12 protein-coding genes are annotated in these 15,558 nt (G+C 67.3%); 7 read left to right on the top strand and 5 right to left on the bottom strand.

Annotated elements, in window-relative coordinates:
* The first annotated feature begins 79 nt into the window (after positions 1-79).
* Both ACVT6V_RS27795 and ACVT6V_RS27790 read left to right on the top strand, forming a co-directional pair.
* On the top strand, positions 80-841 hold the full coding sequence (locus ACVT6V_RS27795) for a LamB/YcsF family protein (RefSeq protein WP_489897278.1): 762 nt from the start codon (positions 80-82) through the stop codon (positions 839-841).
* A gap of 539 nt (positions 842-1,380) precedes the next feature.
* Positions 1,381-2,931: a carboxylesterase/lipase family protein gene (locus tag ACVT6V_RS27790; protein WP_489897277.1), complete on the top strand. Its 1,551-nt coding sequence runs from the start codon at positions 1,381-1,383 to the stop codon at positions 2,929-2,931.
* Positions 2,932-2,948: 17 nt separating this feature from the next.
* Here the strand turns inward: ACVT6V_RS27790 and ACVT6V_RS27785 are convergent, their stop codons facing one another.
* The gene (locus tag ACVT6V_RS27785; RefSeq protein WP_489897276.1) at positions 2,949-3,746 is read right to left on the bottom strand and encodes an alpha/beta fold hydrolase; all 798 of its coding nucleotides are present in this window, start codon (positions 3,744-3,746) and stop codon (positions 2,949-2,951) included.
* A gap of 284 nt (positions 3,747-4,030) precedes the next feature.
* Here ACVT6V_RS27785 and ACVT6V_RS27780 point away from each other — a divergent pair, with 284 nt between their 5' ends.
* The 4 genes from ACVT6V_RS27780 to ACVT6V_RS27765 are packed head-to-tail and all read left to right on the top strand — an operon-like array spanning position 4,031 to position 10,703.
* Complete coding sequence (locus ACVT6V_RS27780) at positions 4,031-5,920, top strand: hypothetical protein (RefSeq protein ID WP_489897275.1); 1,890 nt, start codon at positions 4,031-4,033, stop codon at positions 5,918-5,920.
* Positions 5,921-5,950: 30 nt separating this feature from the next.
* Positions 5,951-7,474 carry a hypothetical protein gene (locus ACVT6V_RS27775; RefSeq protein WP_489897274.1) on the top strand — a complete coding sequence of 508 codons (1,524 nt, stop codon included), beginning with the start codon at positions 5,951-5,953 and terminating at the stop codon, positions 7,472-7,474.
* A complete protein-coding gene (locus ACVT6V_RS27770; RefSeq protein ID WP_489897273.1) occupies positions 7,471-8,985 on the top strand; it encodes a glycosyltransferase in 1,515 nt (504 codons plus the stop codon). Before ACVT6V_RS27775 ends, ACVT6V_RS27770 begins: the two co-directional genes overlap by 4 nt.
* A complete protein-coding gene (locus tag ACVT6V_RS27765; RefSeq protein ID WP_489897272.1) occupies positions 8,982-10,703 on the top strand; it encodes an ArnT family glycosyltransferase in 1,722 nt (573 codons plus the stop codon). The genes ACVT6V_RS27770 and ACVT6V_RS27765 overlap by 4 nt, the downstream gene beginning before the upstream one ends.
* On the opposite strand, the gene ACVT6V_RS27760 is transcribed toward ACVT6V_RS27765, so the two are convergent.
* A complete protein-coding gene (locus tag ACVT6V_RS27760) occupies positions 10,696-11,775 on the bottom strand; it encodes a beta-mannosidase (protein ID WP_489901044.1) in 1,080 nt (359 codons plus the stop codon). The genes ACVT6V_RS27765 and ACVT6V_RS27760 overlap by 8 nt on opposite strands.
* A gap of 85 nt (positions 11,776-11,860) precedes the next feature.
* Here ACVT6V_RS27760 and ACVT6V_RS27755 point away from each other — a divergent pair, with 85 nt between their 5' ends.
* On the top strand, positions 11,861-12,397 hold the full coding sequence (locus ACVT6V_RS27755; RefSeq protein ID WP_489897271.1) for a DUF2599 domain-containing protein: 537 nt from the start codon (positions 11,861-11,863) through the stop codon (positions 12,395-12,397).
* Positions 12,398-12,802: 405 nt separating this feature from the next.
* On the opposite strand, the gene ACVT6V_RS27750 is transcribed toward ACVT6V_RS27755, so the two are convergent.
* From ACVT6V_RS27750 to ACVT6V_RS27740, 3 genes are read right to left on the bottom strand one after another with little or no spacing between them, the layout of a single operon-like run.
* Positions 12,803-13,678, bottom strand: a complete 876-nt coding sequence (locus ACVT6V_RS27750) for a metal ABC transporter permease (RefSeq protein ID WP_489897270.1) — start codon at positions 13,676-13,678, stop codon at positions 12,803-12,805.
* Positions 13,675-14,553 (bottom strand): metal ABC transporter ATP-binding protein, encoded by an 879-nt coding sequence (locus ACVT6V_RS27745; RefSeq protein ID WP_489897269.1) that lies wholly within the window; start codon positions 14,551-14,553, stop codon positions 13,675-13,677. Before ACVT6V_RS27745 ends, ACVT6V_RS27750 begins: the two co-directional genes overlap by 4 nt.
* 4 nt (positions 14,554-14,557) lie before the next feature.
* On the bottom strand, positions 14,558-15,535 hold the full coding sequence (locus tag ACVT6V_RS27740; RefSeq protein ID WP_489897268.1) for a metal ABC transporter solute-binding protein, Zn/Mn family: 978 nt from the start codon (positions 15,533-15,535) through the stop codon (positions 14,558-14,560).
* Positions 15,536-15,558: the final 23 nt, after the last annotated feature.

The raw sequence follows: 15,558 nt of genomic DNA, 5'->3' as shown, positions 1-15,558 counted from the left end.
AACCCCGAATCGCGCCGACGGAACCCGCTTCGTCGCCGACGGAACCGTCCGCATTCGTATCGCCACTAGAATTCGGACCATGGGCGAATCAGGACGAACCGGGCTCGTCATCGACCTGAACGCCGACCTCGGCGAGGGTGTCGGCGACGATGACGCGATGCTCGAGGTCGTCAGCAGCGCCAACGTCGCGTGTGGCTTCCACGCGGGCACGCCCGCCGTGCTGCTCGCGACCTGTCGTGCGGCCGCCAAGGCCGGCGTCCGGATCGGCGCACAGGTCTCTTATCCCGACCTTGCCGGGTTCGGCCGACGTTTCATGGACATCGCGCCCGCCGACCTCACCGCGGACATCATCTATCAGATCGGCGCGCTCGACGCCGTCGCACGCTCGGTGGGAACCTCGGTTTCTTATGTGAAGCCGCATGGCGCACTTTACAATTCGATCGTCCACCACGAAACCCAGGCTGCCGCCGTGGTGGCGGCCATCACCGAACTCGGTGGGTCGTTGCCGCTGATGGGGCTGCCGGGTTCCCTGTCACTGCGACGAGCCGCCGACGCCGGTATCCCGGTGATCATCGAGGCGTTCGCGGATCGCGCCTACCGGCCCGACGGGACATTGGTCTCCCGCACCGAGGTGGGGGCTGTGCTGACCGACACCGACGAGGTGGCCCGCCGCGTGGTCGGGCTCGTCGTCGACGGCACGGTCACCGCGGTCGACGGTTCCGTCATACGGGTCGAGGCCGAGTCGGTGTGCTTGCACGGCGACACACCCGGGGCGGTTGCGCACGCGCGCGCGGTACGGGACGCACTGCGCGACGCAAGTGTTTCCGTCTCGGCGCACTGACAGACATAGCCCCTTGCCCCGGTCCCTGAGGAGCCTCCGAGCCTGCGAGGATGCGTCACGAAGGGCCCTTCGTGACGGCCCTCCGCTAGCGCTCCGGGCCTCCTCAGGGACCGAGTGGTAACGGTCGGCGGCTGGCGTTCCGGGCCTCCTCGGGGGCCGGGTGGTGGCGGTGGGCGGCTGGCGTTCCGGGTCTTCTCGGGGGCCGGGTGGTGGCGGTGGGCGGCTGGCGTTCCGGGTCTTCTCGGGGGCCGGGTGGTGGCGGTGGGCGGCTGGCGTTCCGGGTCTTCTCGGGGGCCGGGTGGTGGCGGTGGGCGGCTGGCGTTCCGGGTCTTCTCGGGGGCCGGGTGGTGGCGGTGGGCGGCTGGCGTTCCGGGTCTTCTCGGGGGCCGGGTGGTGGCGGTGGGCGGCTGGCGTTCCGGGTCTTCTCGGGGGCCGGGTGGTGGCGGTGGGCGGCTGGCGTTCCGGGCCTCCTCAGGGGCCGAGTGGTGACCGTCACCGATCCTGTGGGAGGGAGAGGCGTTTCGTCTATGTTGGGTTACATGACATCGATCGATAGCAGGGTTACCACCTCCGATGGCATCGTCGAGGGGGCCCGCGGCAAGCGCACACGGCGCGGCACGATCAGCTGGAAGGGCATCCCGTTCGCGGCGCCGCCGGTGGCGGGACTCCGGTTCCGCGACCCCCAACCGGTGCACCCGTGGCCCGGGGTGCGCGACTGCACCCGTTTCGGGAAGGCGCCCATCCAGGAGAAGCGCTTCACCGCGGTGGCGCCGGGGAAGTATCAGCCGATGGGTGAAGACTGTCTGACCCTCAACGTCTTCGCGCCTGACCGGCCGTCGTCGCGTCCGCGGGCCGTGATGGTGTTCATCCACGGCGGCGCCTACATCCTCGGTACCGCGGCGACACCCCTCTACGACGGATCGCTGCTCGCGCGGGCCCAGGACGTCATCGTGGTGACCGTGCAGTACCGGTTCGGCCCGTTCGGCTTCCTCGACCTGGGCGCATACTCCACCGACGACCGCACCTTCGACTCGAACCTGGGTCTCAAGGATCACGTGGCCGCACTGTCCTGGGTGCAGCGCAACATCGCCGCATTCGGCGGAGACCCCGACAACGTCACCATTTTCGGTGAGAGCGCGGGCGGAACGTCGGTGCTCACGCTGCTCAGCACCCCGGCCGCCGACGGGCTGTTCGCGCGCGCCATCGCGGAGAGTCCGGCACCGGGCCTGCTCATGTCGCAGAAGTCGGCACGGCTGCACGCCGACGAGTTCCTGCGAATCCTGCGCGACCCGCAGCGCCGCGCCACGCGGGTCGACCCCGACGCCGAGCCGATGCCCGCCGAGGAGGCGCAGGCCCTCATCGCGCGCTCATCCGCCCAGGACCTGCTGCACGCCGGCAACCGGCTGATGCGGTTCGCCGCGGCCGCGGAGACCGGTGACGCGATCCCGTTTGCCCCGGTCGTCGACGGTGACTATCTGCCCGCGAACCTGCTGGAGAGCGCAGCGACCGGAATCACCCTCCCGGTACCCCTGATCATCGGTAGCAACCACGACGAGGGTCAGCTGTTCACCAAATTGTGGAATGTGCTGCCGGACGCCGAGAGGTCATTGGTGCGCGTCAACGACGAGCAGGATCGGCGCGAGATCAAGGCGTTGTACGACGGCGGGGACCACGACCTCGTGCGTCTGGCCGCGGATTCGGTGTTCTGGGCCCCGATGGTCACGTTCGCCGAAGGCCACAGCGCAGTCGCGCCCACCTACGTCTACCGCTACGACTTCCGGACCCGCGTGCTGTCGGCCACCGGCATGGGGGCCACGCACGCGACCGAGCTCTTCGCCGTGTTCGGCGCGTACCGGTCAGCGCTCGGAGCGGGCCTCGCGGTCGGGGACTGGCGCTCCACCGGCCGGGTCATCGCCGACGTGCAGGATCGGTGGCGTGCATTCGCGACGGGCGGCGTACCCGGAGTCGGATGGCCGGCATACGCCGCGGACAGCCGCAAGGTCCTCGTCATCGACGACCCCGACCGGGTCCAGACCGACCCCGACGGCGCCCGCCGCGCCGCGTGGCGCAAGGTCCACGCCACCGCCTGAGCGGCGGTCAGGTCACCTCACTTGTACGGCGCCCAATGGTCGGGTGGGTCTGCGGCCAGGAACGAGATCACCAGCGGGTTGAACAGTTCCGGGGACTCGATCGGCAACAGATGCGTCCCGGGCAGGATGGCCACCCGGCCGTTGGGCAGCACGCGGGAGAGTTCGACCACGTGCTCGAGGCGCGCCACCCCGTGATCGGCGGCGAGAACGAGAGTCGGGGCCCTGACGCCCGCGAACTCGGTCAGGTCGTAGTCGGGTTCGCGTGCCAGCATCGCGAGGGTCTTCTCGTAGACGGTGTCGAAGTGTTCGGGACCGTCGGGTGACACGCCTACGTAACCGCTGCGCAGGAACTCTACGGTCTCGGCGTGATGCTCGTTGATCATGGCGAAGAAGTCGTTGGCGTCCTGACCCGCCTGGTTGACGTAGTAGCCGACCATGACGACGCGGTTGACGAGGTCCGGGCGCTCGCGCGCGACGAGCAGCGCGATCATCGCCCCGTCGCTCCACCCCACCAGGTGGGCGGGTGCTCGTACCGCCGTCTCGAGGTACCTGATCGTCTCGGCGACCATGTCGGCGTAATCGAACGGACCGTCGTGGTCGGGGCTGTGCCCGTGACCGCTGCGTTCCGGAGCGAAGATGGACAGGCCGGCGGCGGTGAAATCGGAGAACTGGGCGCCCCAGGTCGAGGCCGCCCCGAATGCGCCGTGCAGCAGCACGGTCGGCTGGCCCGACGGGTCGCCACCATGGAAATGCCACACACGTCGATCACCGAGGTCGACGTACACGCCGCCGTCGATCTGTTCACCTGAGGTCATGTGGGACACCCCGCCATGCTGTCAGACGTCCCGCGGCCGTCGGGAAACGATTGTGCCTCGAATCCACAACGACACGACCCGATCTGGCTCGGCGATTGGTGATGTCGATTTGTGCGATTTCGATTAGGTTCTCTTACGAAGAACTTCAGAGCAAATCCGGTCGAGGATGCGAACGAGCCGTTCTGGCCGTCGCGCGCAGAGAGGGTCTGATGGACGTTCGTCGCAAGCCGGTCCGGAGAGTCGGTGTCGTTCGGATCGTGGCGGTTGCGAGCATTCTCGCGGCCATGAGTTTCTTCGCTCCGAGCGTCTCCGCGGCACCTGGCGATCCGCCGCCTCCGATGGGGCTGGACGACCTCGGCGCGTCGTCGACGATCTCGTTGCCCGGCCAGCAGGGCGAGGCCAGCCTGAGCCTGCCGGTCCCTCGTGACCTCACGCCGTCCGTGCTGCGCGGCAACCTGCAGTTGCCCGCCTTCGTCACCGGAGGCAGTCTCGACGTTCTGCAGTCGGGCCGGCTGCTCTCGCGGACACCGCTGCCGACGGCACCGAACGCGCCGATCGAGTTGCCGCTGCGAGGTGTTCAGGTGGAACAGAACGCCGCCGACATCACGTTGCGCGCCTATCTCCGCGCGGAGGGGTTCTGCCAGTTCGATCCCGACCACGCCCTGCGTCTGGTCAACACCACCGTCACCTACACGGGCCGGGAGGCCATCCCGGACGTCGTGTCGGACTTCCTGCCACCGGTCCTGCGTGGCCTGACGATCTATATTCCCGACGACGTGCAGCAGGCCGAGGGGGAGGCCGCGGTCAACCTCGCGACCGCGGTGGTGTCCAACTACGGCGCGGCCGCCGTGCCGGTCGACACCGTCGCGATACCCCGCGGCAGCAGCCCGCGTACGGTGCCCGGTCCGCTGGAGCGCCAGGTCGTGATCAACACCGACGCGCCGACGGGGCTGACGCTCAAGGACAATGCCGGCACCGCCTATCTGGAGATCGGCGGTTCGGCCGACGAACTGCTCGCGCAGACACAGCTCCTCACCTCCACACTCGCGCCGATCGCGCTGAGCTCGTCGGCCGTCGCCGGTTCGTTGCACGACGCCCCGCAGGTCCCGCGTGACGTGCAAACCCTGGCCGACCTCGGCGTGTCGGACCAGAGCGTCACCTCCGCCGCGTGGCCGACGATCACCTTCGGTATCGACCAGACGCGGTTGGGACGCCCGTCCCAGGGCATCCGGGTGCAGCTGTCGGGCTCCTACAGCCCGGGCCCGGCCGACGCCGACGGGGTGATCTCGGTGCGCGTCGGCGACCGCGTCATCGCGACCATCCCCACCGATTCCAGCGGCGCCTACAACACCTGGATCGATGTTCCGGATGACGTCGTGAAGCGTTACACGGCACTGACACTCACCCTGGAACGCGGCAACCTCGGCGAGGCGTGTGGTACCGGATACCGCAGCACACTGAGCCTGAGTTCGGCGGGCGAGGTGCAGGCCGACGAGTCCAACCCACCACAGCCGGATGGCTTTCAGTCGCTGCCGCAGGCACTGATGCCGCGTACCCAACTCGCCTGGAGCAAGGGCGATGTCGGCGACGTCACCCGCGCCGTGTCAATAGCGGTCGGACTGCAGCGGCTGTCGGCCGTGCCGCTGGGCGTCGACGTCGTCTCGATGGACACCGCGGGTTCGTCGGAGCAGCCGGCGATCCTGATCTCCGGCGACGGTGAGGGGCTGCCGGATCTGAATCTGCCGCTGCAATCCGACGGTCGCACACTCAAAGTCGTGTCCGGGTCGGGGGACTCCGAGCAGACGTCGTCGGTGACGCTGAATCCGGGGGTGAACTTCGGTGCGCTCGAGGTGACCCGCGACAACGGCCGCAGCCTACTGGTCGCGACGTCCACGAACGACGCATCCGACCTTGATGCGCTGCTGGATTGGCTGTCGACGGAACAGCGGTGGTCGGCGGTCGACGGTGACGCGATCCTCCAGGTGTCCGGGCACGATCCGGTGACCGTGGCCGCGAACGAGGTGAACGCCCAGGAACCCACCGACGGTGGGCTGTCCGGCGCCTGGCTGGCGGTCCTCGGCGTCGTGATCGGCGTGGCGGTGCTCGCCGGAATCGTGTACGTGCTGACGGTCCTGCTGCGCAGACGCCGGCACGGGCCCACCACCGGGCAGTGATCGGACAGACGTGATGTGCATGGGGATGCCATGACCGTCGACACCGCCGAGGCGCCCGCAGGTCGCGGACCCACGCTGTCCGAACGGCTCGCCGCCAATCCCGCAGCCGTGGTCGCACTGCGCTGGGCGCTGGTGCTGATCGCGACGGTGGTGGCGTTCTGGGGGACGCTGAACGCACTCGCCACGGAGATGGCGGCACAGACGATCATCACCTACCTGCCGGTCGTCGTGGTCCTCGTGGTGATCGCCGCGACCGGTGTCTCCTGGCGGCGCGGCACCGAGTTGCCCATCTACGATCGCCAGACCGACGTGATCATCGGGGTCGTGCTGCTCCTCATCGCGATCTCCGTGAAGGCGATGAACCTGCGGTACGCCGGCAGCTATCTGACCGCTCACGTGGACTTGTTGGCGATGTGGGTGTTCCTTCTGGGCAGCTGCATCATGGTGTTCGGGCTGCGACCCGTCGCGCGGTATCGGTGGGTGTGGGTGCTGCTGCTGATGATCTTCCCGGTGCCGTACCGGTTGATTGTCCTGCCCCTTGGTGGCGGGCCGTTCGCGTCGGGCGCGGTGATGGTGATCTTCGGTGCGGTCGCGACCGGGGTGGCGACCGGGCGGACCACCCGGCGAGGAGTGGCGGGCGCCGTCATCTCGCTGGTGGTGGGCACGGCCGTGTTGATCCTGGTGCAGGTGTTCTTTCCGGCCGCGCCCCGAGTGGTGTTCCAGACGATCCCGGCGGTGGGTGCCGCACTCGTGGCGAGTGCGTGGCTCTACGTCGACTACCGTCGCCAACACGGCGCATCGTGGAGTCCGCTCGGCCGTCCCATGTACCCGGTGTCGGTGCGCAAGGTCGGCCGGCCGGGGTGGGCCCTTGTCATCGTGGCGATCGGGATGTTCTTCATCCCGGTTCCCGCATACAACGATTGGCCCAACACCGAGGTGCCGGGTCTGGCGACCCGGCCACCGTTGATCGTGCCGGCCGGATGGACGCAGGGCCGGGTCACGCAGTACGACTGGGTGTCTCGGCTGTATGGCCGGGATGCGGTCATGGTCACCCAGGATCTGTACCAGGATCGTGGCAGCGCCGAGTTCGACAAGTTCGCCCGACCCCGAAAGGTGGTGGTCGACGCGATCGAGACCGCGCGACCGTTGAGTCTCGAGGTCTACCCGGTGATCTTCGTGGTGGACCTGGTCGGGGACCGGTTCAGCAAGTCGGTCCCGGTCGACCTCCCGCATGGCGTCACGGGGTATCTGCAGACTGTCGTCGACGACGACAACTACCTGACCTACAACCGGCTCTACTGGGACTGGAACAACGGCGAGCGGACCCAACAGGTGACCTTGGTGTCGGTCGACAACCACGACCCCGACGCGCCGTTCCCGCCGCCGAACATGACCGTCGGCCGCAACCTGAACACCTTCTTCACCGTGCTGTTCCGGGGCAACTCGGTCACCGTCGATCTCCAACCGCAGTTCAAGGACCGCGATCTGCTCGTCGGATGCGCCGAGGACCTCATCAACGCACAGGTCGGCGCGATCGGGGAGGGGACGCGATGAGCACGCGCGACGGTCGCTCCGTCGACGAGCTGATGGCCGATCCGGATTACTGTCAGGCCGCACTGTACGACGCCGTCGAACGACTCCGGGACGAAGACGCCGAGATGACCGCGTCGGTCCCGTTCAACCGCGGCCAGAAGATCGGCGGGATCACACTGCTCGTCGCCGTCGTCGTGCTGCTGGTGCTGTTCCCGATCGCCACGATCGCCGCACTGGTGTCGGTGGCGACCATCGTCTACATCCTGTCGCTCATCGACCGTCTCGTCATCTTCCGTCGCGGCCTGGTGAACGGGGCCATCGAGATCACCGACGAACAGGCGCGTGCGATCCCCGCCGACGACCTGCCGCCCTATACTGTCCTGGTACCCGCGTACGGGGAGCCGGAGGTCGTCGGCGATCTGATCGGGGCGATGGAGTCGCTGGAATATCCACGCGAGAAGCTGCAGGTACTGCTGTTGCTCGAGGCCGACGACGACCCCACGATCGCGGCCGCACGCGACGTCGGCGACAACGACATGGTGACCGTCGTCCTCGTGCCGCCCGCTCAGCCGCGCACCAAACCCAAGGCGTGCAACTACGGCCTGCACTTCGCGACCGGCGACATCGTCACCATCTACGACGCCGAGGACCTGCCGGATCCGCTCCAATTGCGCAGGGCGGTCGCGGCTTTCCGGGCCTCCGACGACTCGGTGGTCTGCGTGCAGGGAAAACTGAACTTCCACAACGCGTATGACAACATGCTCACCGAGTGGTTCACCGCCGACTACGGGATCTGGTTCAGCTACCTGCTGCCCGGTCTGATGGTGAGTCGTGCGCCGATCCCGCTGGGCGGCACCTCGAATCACTTCCTGCGCGACGTGCTCGACGACATCGGTGCCTGGGATCCGTTCAACGTCACCGAGGACGCCGACCTGGGAGTGCGGATCGCCGGGCACGGATACCGCACCGCCGTGCTGGATTCGCTGACACTCGAGGAGGCGAACATCGATGCGATCAACTGGGTCCGGCAGCGATCTCGGTGGTACAAGGGCTACATGCAGACGTGGCTGGTGCACATGCGCCGGCCCGTCGCGCTCTGGCGCATCCTCGGCCCGATCGGGTGGTACCGCTTCACCCTGCTGATCGCGGGCACGCCGCTGATCGCATGCATGAACATGGTGTTCTGGCTGATCATGGTGATCTGGATCGCCGGGCAGCCCAAGGTGTTCGCCGACATCTTCCCCGGACCCATCTACTACCTGTCGCTCGTCTCGCTGATCTTCGGCAACGGGGCGGCCATCTACATGAACCTGATCGCGATCCGAGAGGACGACCGCAGCAGACTCGTCTGGTCGGCTCTGCTGGTGCCGGCCTACTGGGTCATGATGAGCGTCGCCGCCATCAAGGGCATGTGGCAGATGTTGTTCAACCCGTCGTATTGGGAGAAGACCTTTCACGGGCTCGCGTCCGGATCGGATGAGGCGGACACCGCCGAGGATACGGCCGGCACGTCGGCGAGTGGATCGTCATGAGCCGCAAGCAGGTCATCGCATTGTTCGCGGTTGTCTGGCTGATCTATCTGGCCGTCGGTGTGTTCCTCGCCGTCGACGCGCGGTTCTACGTGGGCGACTCGCTGTCCCGGGTCCAGGCCGCGCAGAGCGTCCTGTTCAGCAGGGACCCGCACGTCTCGGCCATCGGTTTCATCTTCACACCGCTGACGGCGCTGGTGCAGTTGCCGCTGACCGCGCTGACGCCGCTGTTCCCGGCGATGACCACCTCCGCGCTGTCGGCGGCGATCATGACGTCGGCCTTCATGGCCGGCTCGGTGGTCCAGGTGTCCGGTATCGCACGGGATCGTGGTGTCGCGCCGTGGATCTCGATCGCCATCACAGTGTGTTACGCGGCCAACCCGATGATCATCTTCTACGCCGCCAACGGCATGAGTGAGGCGCCGTACCTGTTCTTCCTGGCGTGGGCCGCCCGGCGCGGCATCCGATGGATCGATACCGATGATGTGCACGATCTGGTCACCGCCGGTATGGCCCTGGGCTTCGCGTATCTGACCCGATACGACGGTGCGGCAGCAGCGCTGTTCTCCGGAATCGCGGTCGGCATCGTGACTTTTCGCCGATCTCAGAGCGACCGCTGGACCAGGACGATCCTCGATGTCGGGATCTTCGCGCTGCCCAGTGCGGTGGCGTTCGTCGTCTGGGCGATCACCAGTTGGCTGATCACCGGCGACTTCTTTGCCCAGATCTCCTCGCAATACGGCAACACCGCGATCCTGGAGTTCTCCGGCGGGAGTGGCTCGGACAATGCGTTCCAGGCCTTGGGATTCTCGCTGGTCGAGGTACTCATTCTCGCGCCGCTCTTCCCACTCCTGCTCGCCCTCGTCATCGTCGTCCGAAGGCGCCGAGGGCGATTGGCCCCACTGCTGTCTCCGCTGCCACTGATCGGCGCTGTGCTGTTCTTCCAGATCCTCAGCTATGCACGTGGCTCGACGTTCGGATTTCTGCGCTTCTACATCACCGTGGTCTTGTTGGCCTCGGTCGTCGCGCTGCTCGCGGTGCCGGCACGCAAGGTGTCGCCGTCGCGTCGGTTGGGCACGAACGCGAATCTGCCGACGGTCGTGGCGCGGCGCGGAAAGAGTTATGTGGCACTGGGGATGGCCGCGATCATGACAATGCTGGTGGCCGTACCGGTGACCGCGTGGGGGATGACGTCGACGAAGTACGCACCCCAGGAGTATGCGCTCGAGTCGGTCGTGTTCCCCGACCGCGATTCGGTCAACGAGAAGTATCTTGACGCGCAGCGAGTCGCCCGGACGTTCTCCACCGAACGCTACCTCGCGCAGTACCTCGATTCTCTGAATCTGCCCGACGGGAGCGTGCTGAGCGACACCGTCTACGGCTTTGCGGTGATCGCCCAGTCCGAGCATCCGAAGCAATTCGTGATCCCCTCCGACCAGGACTTCTCCGAAGTGCTCAATGACCCTGTGGCCCATCATGTCCGATACATGCTGGCAGTTCCGCTGGAAGGGCGCGGCGCATCGGACGCGCTGAACATCAGGTTCCCGACGCTGTACGAGAACGGTGGCGGAATAGGAGTTCTGGTGTTGGAGGCCCCGAATCAGGGTGCCGACATGCCGGACTGGCGAATCTATCGGGTCAGTGCGGCGGCAGAGCGTACCGAACTCCAACAGACACAGAGCGAGCGCGAAGACGAGGCGGTCGGCACCGGCGTCAGCTGACCGTACCCGCGATGACCTGCCACGCCGGGTCGTCCGGGCCGATGTCGTAGGTGCACATACTCGGACGCGGGTCCGGGACAAACGCCCACAACAGCGCGCCGGCGGTTCCCTCCGACCGTTGTTCGGAGATCGTGTCGCGGAATTGGTCCGCGCGGGCCGACGTCGACAGGCAGGACCCGGCTTTGATGCCGATCTCGTTCACCATGATGGGTTTGCCGAGACGCCGCGCCTGCGAGATGCGGGTTGGCAAGTCGCTACCCGCCGGTCCGTAATCGGTGGGGCCGCCACCGTAGTCATGGAAGTCGAGGACGTCGAGCTGGGGTGACGAGCCGACTTCGGCGTAGTCGTCGCCTCGAAAACCGCATTGGTCGCCGCCGATGAATCCGGCGAAGACGGGACGTCGTGGATCGACTGTCCGCAGGAGTGCGCCTGCGTCGTCGAAGAAGGTTTTCAGCACCTGGGCGGCGCCGGCCGGACAGTTGCGGACCTGCCAGTCGCACCCGCGATCCGAACAGACGCTTGCCTCCGGTTCGCCGACGATCTCCCAACCCGCGACGACGGGTTGGCTCTTCCAGCGCGCCACCGCGGTCCTCAGCCAGTCGGCGAAGGTCATGCCACCCAGCGACTTCCGGGTACGCCAGCCGTCCTCGTACCACGACCGGTCCTTGAACTCACCGTCTTCGCAGATTCCGGTGCTGCCGGTGAGGACCGGCAGCAGCATCTGTTGGTGGCGGGTGGCCGCGGCGAACACCGCGTCGAGCGGGCCGAAGTTCGGCAACCCGCTCTGTGTGTCGACGGCGAACATCGAGAAGAGGCTGATGCGTGTCAACGCGCGTGGTGGGAGTGCGGCGAAGTAGGCGTCGAGGTCGACCTCCGCACCGCAGCCTCGGTTGACCGACCAGTCCGTCCCGAGTTGGTAGGCGTTGAATCCGGTGGGCCACCAATCGCGCCCGTCGAGCCGCAGACCGGTGGCGGTGGTGGTGACCCGGCCGCCGAAATCGTGCGTGATCGACGAACCTGCCGACGAAGTGCGGCCCGGCGTTTCGCATCCGGTCGCCACCACCAGCGCCATGAGGCCGGCGGCACACAGAACGGCGACCACACGGAGCCGGGACACACGGGGAGACTACTCCGCCGACGCAAGTAGGGTCCGGTATATGGATGCCGACCGGAACCCCGGCCGACGGCGCACCCCGGCCGTCGTCGGAGCCCTGTGTTGTGTGATCGCGGGCGCAGCCCTGGTGAGCGCCTGTTCGGATACCGCCGACGATGCCGGGCCGTCCGCCCCGTCGTCGAGAGCGGTGTCGAGCACAACCTCGACGGCACCGGTGGTCTCGTCGTCGGAAGCAGCGCCGATGGCGAGCGGGCCGACGACACCGGTGCTGCCACCGCCCTACGTCGACCATGTCGACTGGGTGCAGACCGCGGTCGGGCCGAGTCTGCAGATCCATCCGACGCCGGCAGGCCGTCGCACCGAGAACCCCCGCGGCGCGGACATCGCGTGGTCGGAGGTGCTGGCACTCGCCCCCGACGCCGACACCCCGGGCATGCGGGCCCAATTCGACTGCCATTGGGACTTTGCCCGGGCCGTCGAACCGGACAAGCCCAGCTGGAACCTCGAACCGTCGCGGCCCGTGGTGAGCGACCAGGTGATGATCGAAACCCGCTGCAATCCGGGGGCGCCGGAGGAGTGAGTTGGGCTGGCGGGCGTCACCACCAGCCGATCCCTGCGGAGGCTCGCGAGGAACGCGCGCACCACCACCGGGTCCCTGCGGAGGCTGGCGAGGAACGTGCGCACCACCACCTGGCCTGTGAGGAGGCTCCGAACAAACGAGCCCACCACCACCTGGTACGTGAGGAGCCTCGGAACAAACGAGCCCACCACCACCTGGTACGTGAGGAGCCTCGGAACAAACGAGCGCACCACAACCCGGTCCCTGAGGAGCCTCGCGAGGAACGAGCGATGCGTCACGAAGGGCCCTTCGTGACGCACGCTCACTTCGTTTGCGGGCTCCTCAGGGACCGGGGGGCGCTCGCTCACTTCGTTCGCGGGCTCCTCAGGGACCGGGGTGACGAATCCTCGAAGGACTCGCCGGCTCTCAGCGGGTGACGAACTCCCGACGGTGCCCGACCCAACGGCAGACCAGGTAGATCACGAACGAGATGGTCGTGACGAACACCGACACCGGCAGGCCCGGGGCGAGCGACAGGATCATGCCGCCCACGGAGGCGAGTTCGGCGAACACCACGGCCAGGATCATCACCGTCGTCGGGTTGGCGGTGAGTCGTGCGGCCGCGGCGGCGGGCGTGATCATCAGTGACATCACCAGCAGGGCGCCGATGATCTGCACGCCCTGGGCGCACGCCAGACCCATGAGCACGGCGAACACGACCGACAACGTCCGCATCGGCACTCCGGATGCGGCGGCCAGCCGAGGATCGAGCGACGCGAACAGCAACGGGCGGTAGATGATCGCCATCCCGACGACGACCACGACCGTGGTGATCGCGATGGCGGTCAGGCCGCCGGTGCCCACGCTGACGACCTGTCCGGTGAGCATCGCGAAACCCGTACGAGCACTGCCGTAGAGCGACAAGAACAGCACCGCGAGTCCCAGGCCGAACGCCATGACCACGCCGATCACCGAATCACGTTCGCGTACACGGTTTCCGAGGAATCCGAAGACGCTCGCCGCGATGACGGCACCGATCACCCCGCCGACGTTGACGCTGATCCCGATCAGCAACGCCGCCGCCGCGCCGGTCACCGACAACTCACTCACCCCGTGAACGGCGAACGACATCTGGCGGGCCACGATCAGGGGGCCGAGGATTCCGCCGAGCAGACCCAGTAATGCGATCGCCAGCAGCGACTGCAGGACGAAGTCACGGCCGAGCAGGTCGGCGGTGGTGCTGAAGTCCCAGAACTTGCTGACATCTATCTGCTCGGCCGCCAACGGGATTCGGTCGGTCATCGGGCGGCACCCGGGTCGGGGTCGTGGCCGACGTGGGCCGGGTTCATGGGTGGCTCGGCGAGATGATCACAGTGGTGGCTGTCCTCGCCGCCGATCACCAACAGCCTGCCGTTGACCCGCAGGACCTCGACGTCGCTGCCGTAGAGGTTGGACAGGGTGGCGGTTGTCATCACCTCGTCCGGCGTCCCGATCCGGAAGCTGCCGCCGACCAGGTACAGGACCCTGTCGACGTAGGGCAGGATCGGGTTGATCTCGTGCGTCACGAACACGACGGCGGTGTGGGCATTGCGTCGACGCTCGTCGATGAGTTCGACGACCCGCTGCTGATTCGTGGGATCCAGGCTCGACAGTGGCTCGTCGCACAGCAGCAGCGCCGGGTCGGAGGTGAGTGCCTGCGCCACCCGGAGGCGTTGCTGCTCACCACCGGACAGCAGACCCATCGGTGCATCCGCGTAGGCGGTGGCGCCGACTTCGGCGAGCGCGGCGTCGACCAGGCGACGCCGACGAATCCGTCCACGCACACCCAGGCCCCATCGGGAACCGTCGACGCCGAAACCGACGAGGTCGCGGCCGCGCAAGGCCATCGGGTCGGCCTCGTCGGCGTGCTGCTGAGGGATGTAGCCGATGGCATCGGTGACCTCGAGGTGTCCGGCGTCGAGTTCGTACTGGCCGAGCAGACACCGCAGGAACGATGTCTTGCCGGAACCGTTGGGTCCCAGGACCGCGATGAACTCGCCGTGTGCGATTCGCAGGTTCAGATCGTCCCAGAGCACGCGGGAACCGAAGCCCAGCCGTGCCCTCTCGAACGTGGCAACCGGAGCGGTGGGGTCGTGTATCACCGCTCGATGGTCGGCGTGATGGTCTGGATCAGCCATGACGTCAGTGTGCGGCATCGGTACTCAGTGCCGCACGCAACGCCTCGATCTGACCGGACTGCCAGGTGATGTAGTCGGTGACACCTTCGGGCAGGGTCTCGGTGAACTTGACGACCGGGACGTGCGCGCCGTCCGCGGTTTTGAGTATCGCCGTGGTGACCTGATCAACGGCCTGGGTGTTGTAGATGAGTGCGGCGACGGACCGGGACGTCAGCAGGTCCTCCATCGCGGCACGGTCGGCGGCCGAGGGTGATTGGCCTTCTTCGACGGATTGCGTGAATCCGGCGGGCGCGGTGTCGGTCAGGCCGGCGTCGTCGAGCAGGTATCCGGCGAGGGGCTCGGTCTGGGCGACCTTGGTCCCGTCGTGGGCGGCCTTGATGGTGGCGAGCTGGCTGCGCAGACCGTCGATGCGTTGATTGAAGGCGTCGGCATTCGCCCGGAACTCGTCGGCGTTGGCCGGATCCTTTTCGGCCAGGGTGTCGCCGATCTTGGTGGCCACCTGCCCGACGACGTCGAGATCGTAGAAGACGTGCTCGTTCATCGTTCCGTGGTCGTGATCGGTGCTGTCGTGATCGGCGCTGTCGTGATCCGAGGTGTCGTGACTGTCGCCGTCGCCGTGGCTGTCGCCCGAGATGAGGTCATAGGCGTTGATCGTCGTGACACCGGTGTCGCCGGCGGCGTCTTCCATGTACTGGTCGTAGTGCCCGCCGTTGACGACGGCGAGGTCGGCGTCGGCGACCTCGGCCGTGTCCGCCGCCGACGGCTCGAACTCATGGGGATCGCCCTCGGCGTTCGCGTAGAGCGCGGTCACTGTCGCTTTGTCGCCGGCCACCGCGGAGGCGACCGCGGCCCACACATTGGTGGAGGTGACCACTGTCGTCTCCCCGGATGCCGAGCTGCCGCCGCTACCGTCCGAACATCCGGCCAACACCAGCGCTCCCGCGCCGATCAATGCCAGGGTCGTCGTCAGTGTTCGCCTCATCGCCTCGCCCTCACGCAAATGAC

This window comes from Gordonia sp. LMA167, assembly GCF_058130025.1.
This window is presented reverse-complemented; position numbering and strand designations above follow the sequence as displayed.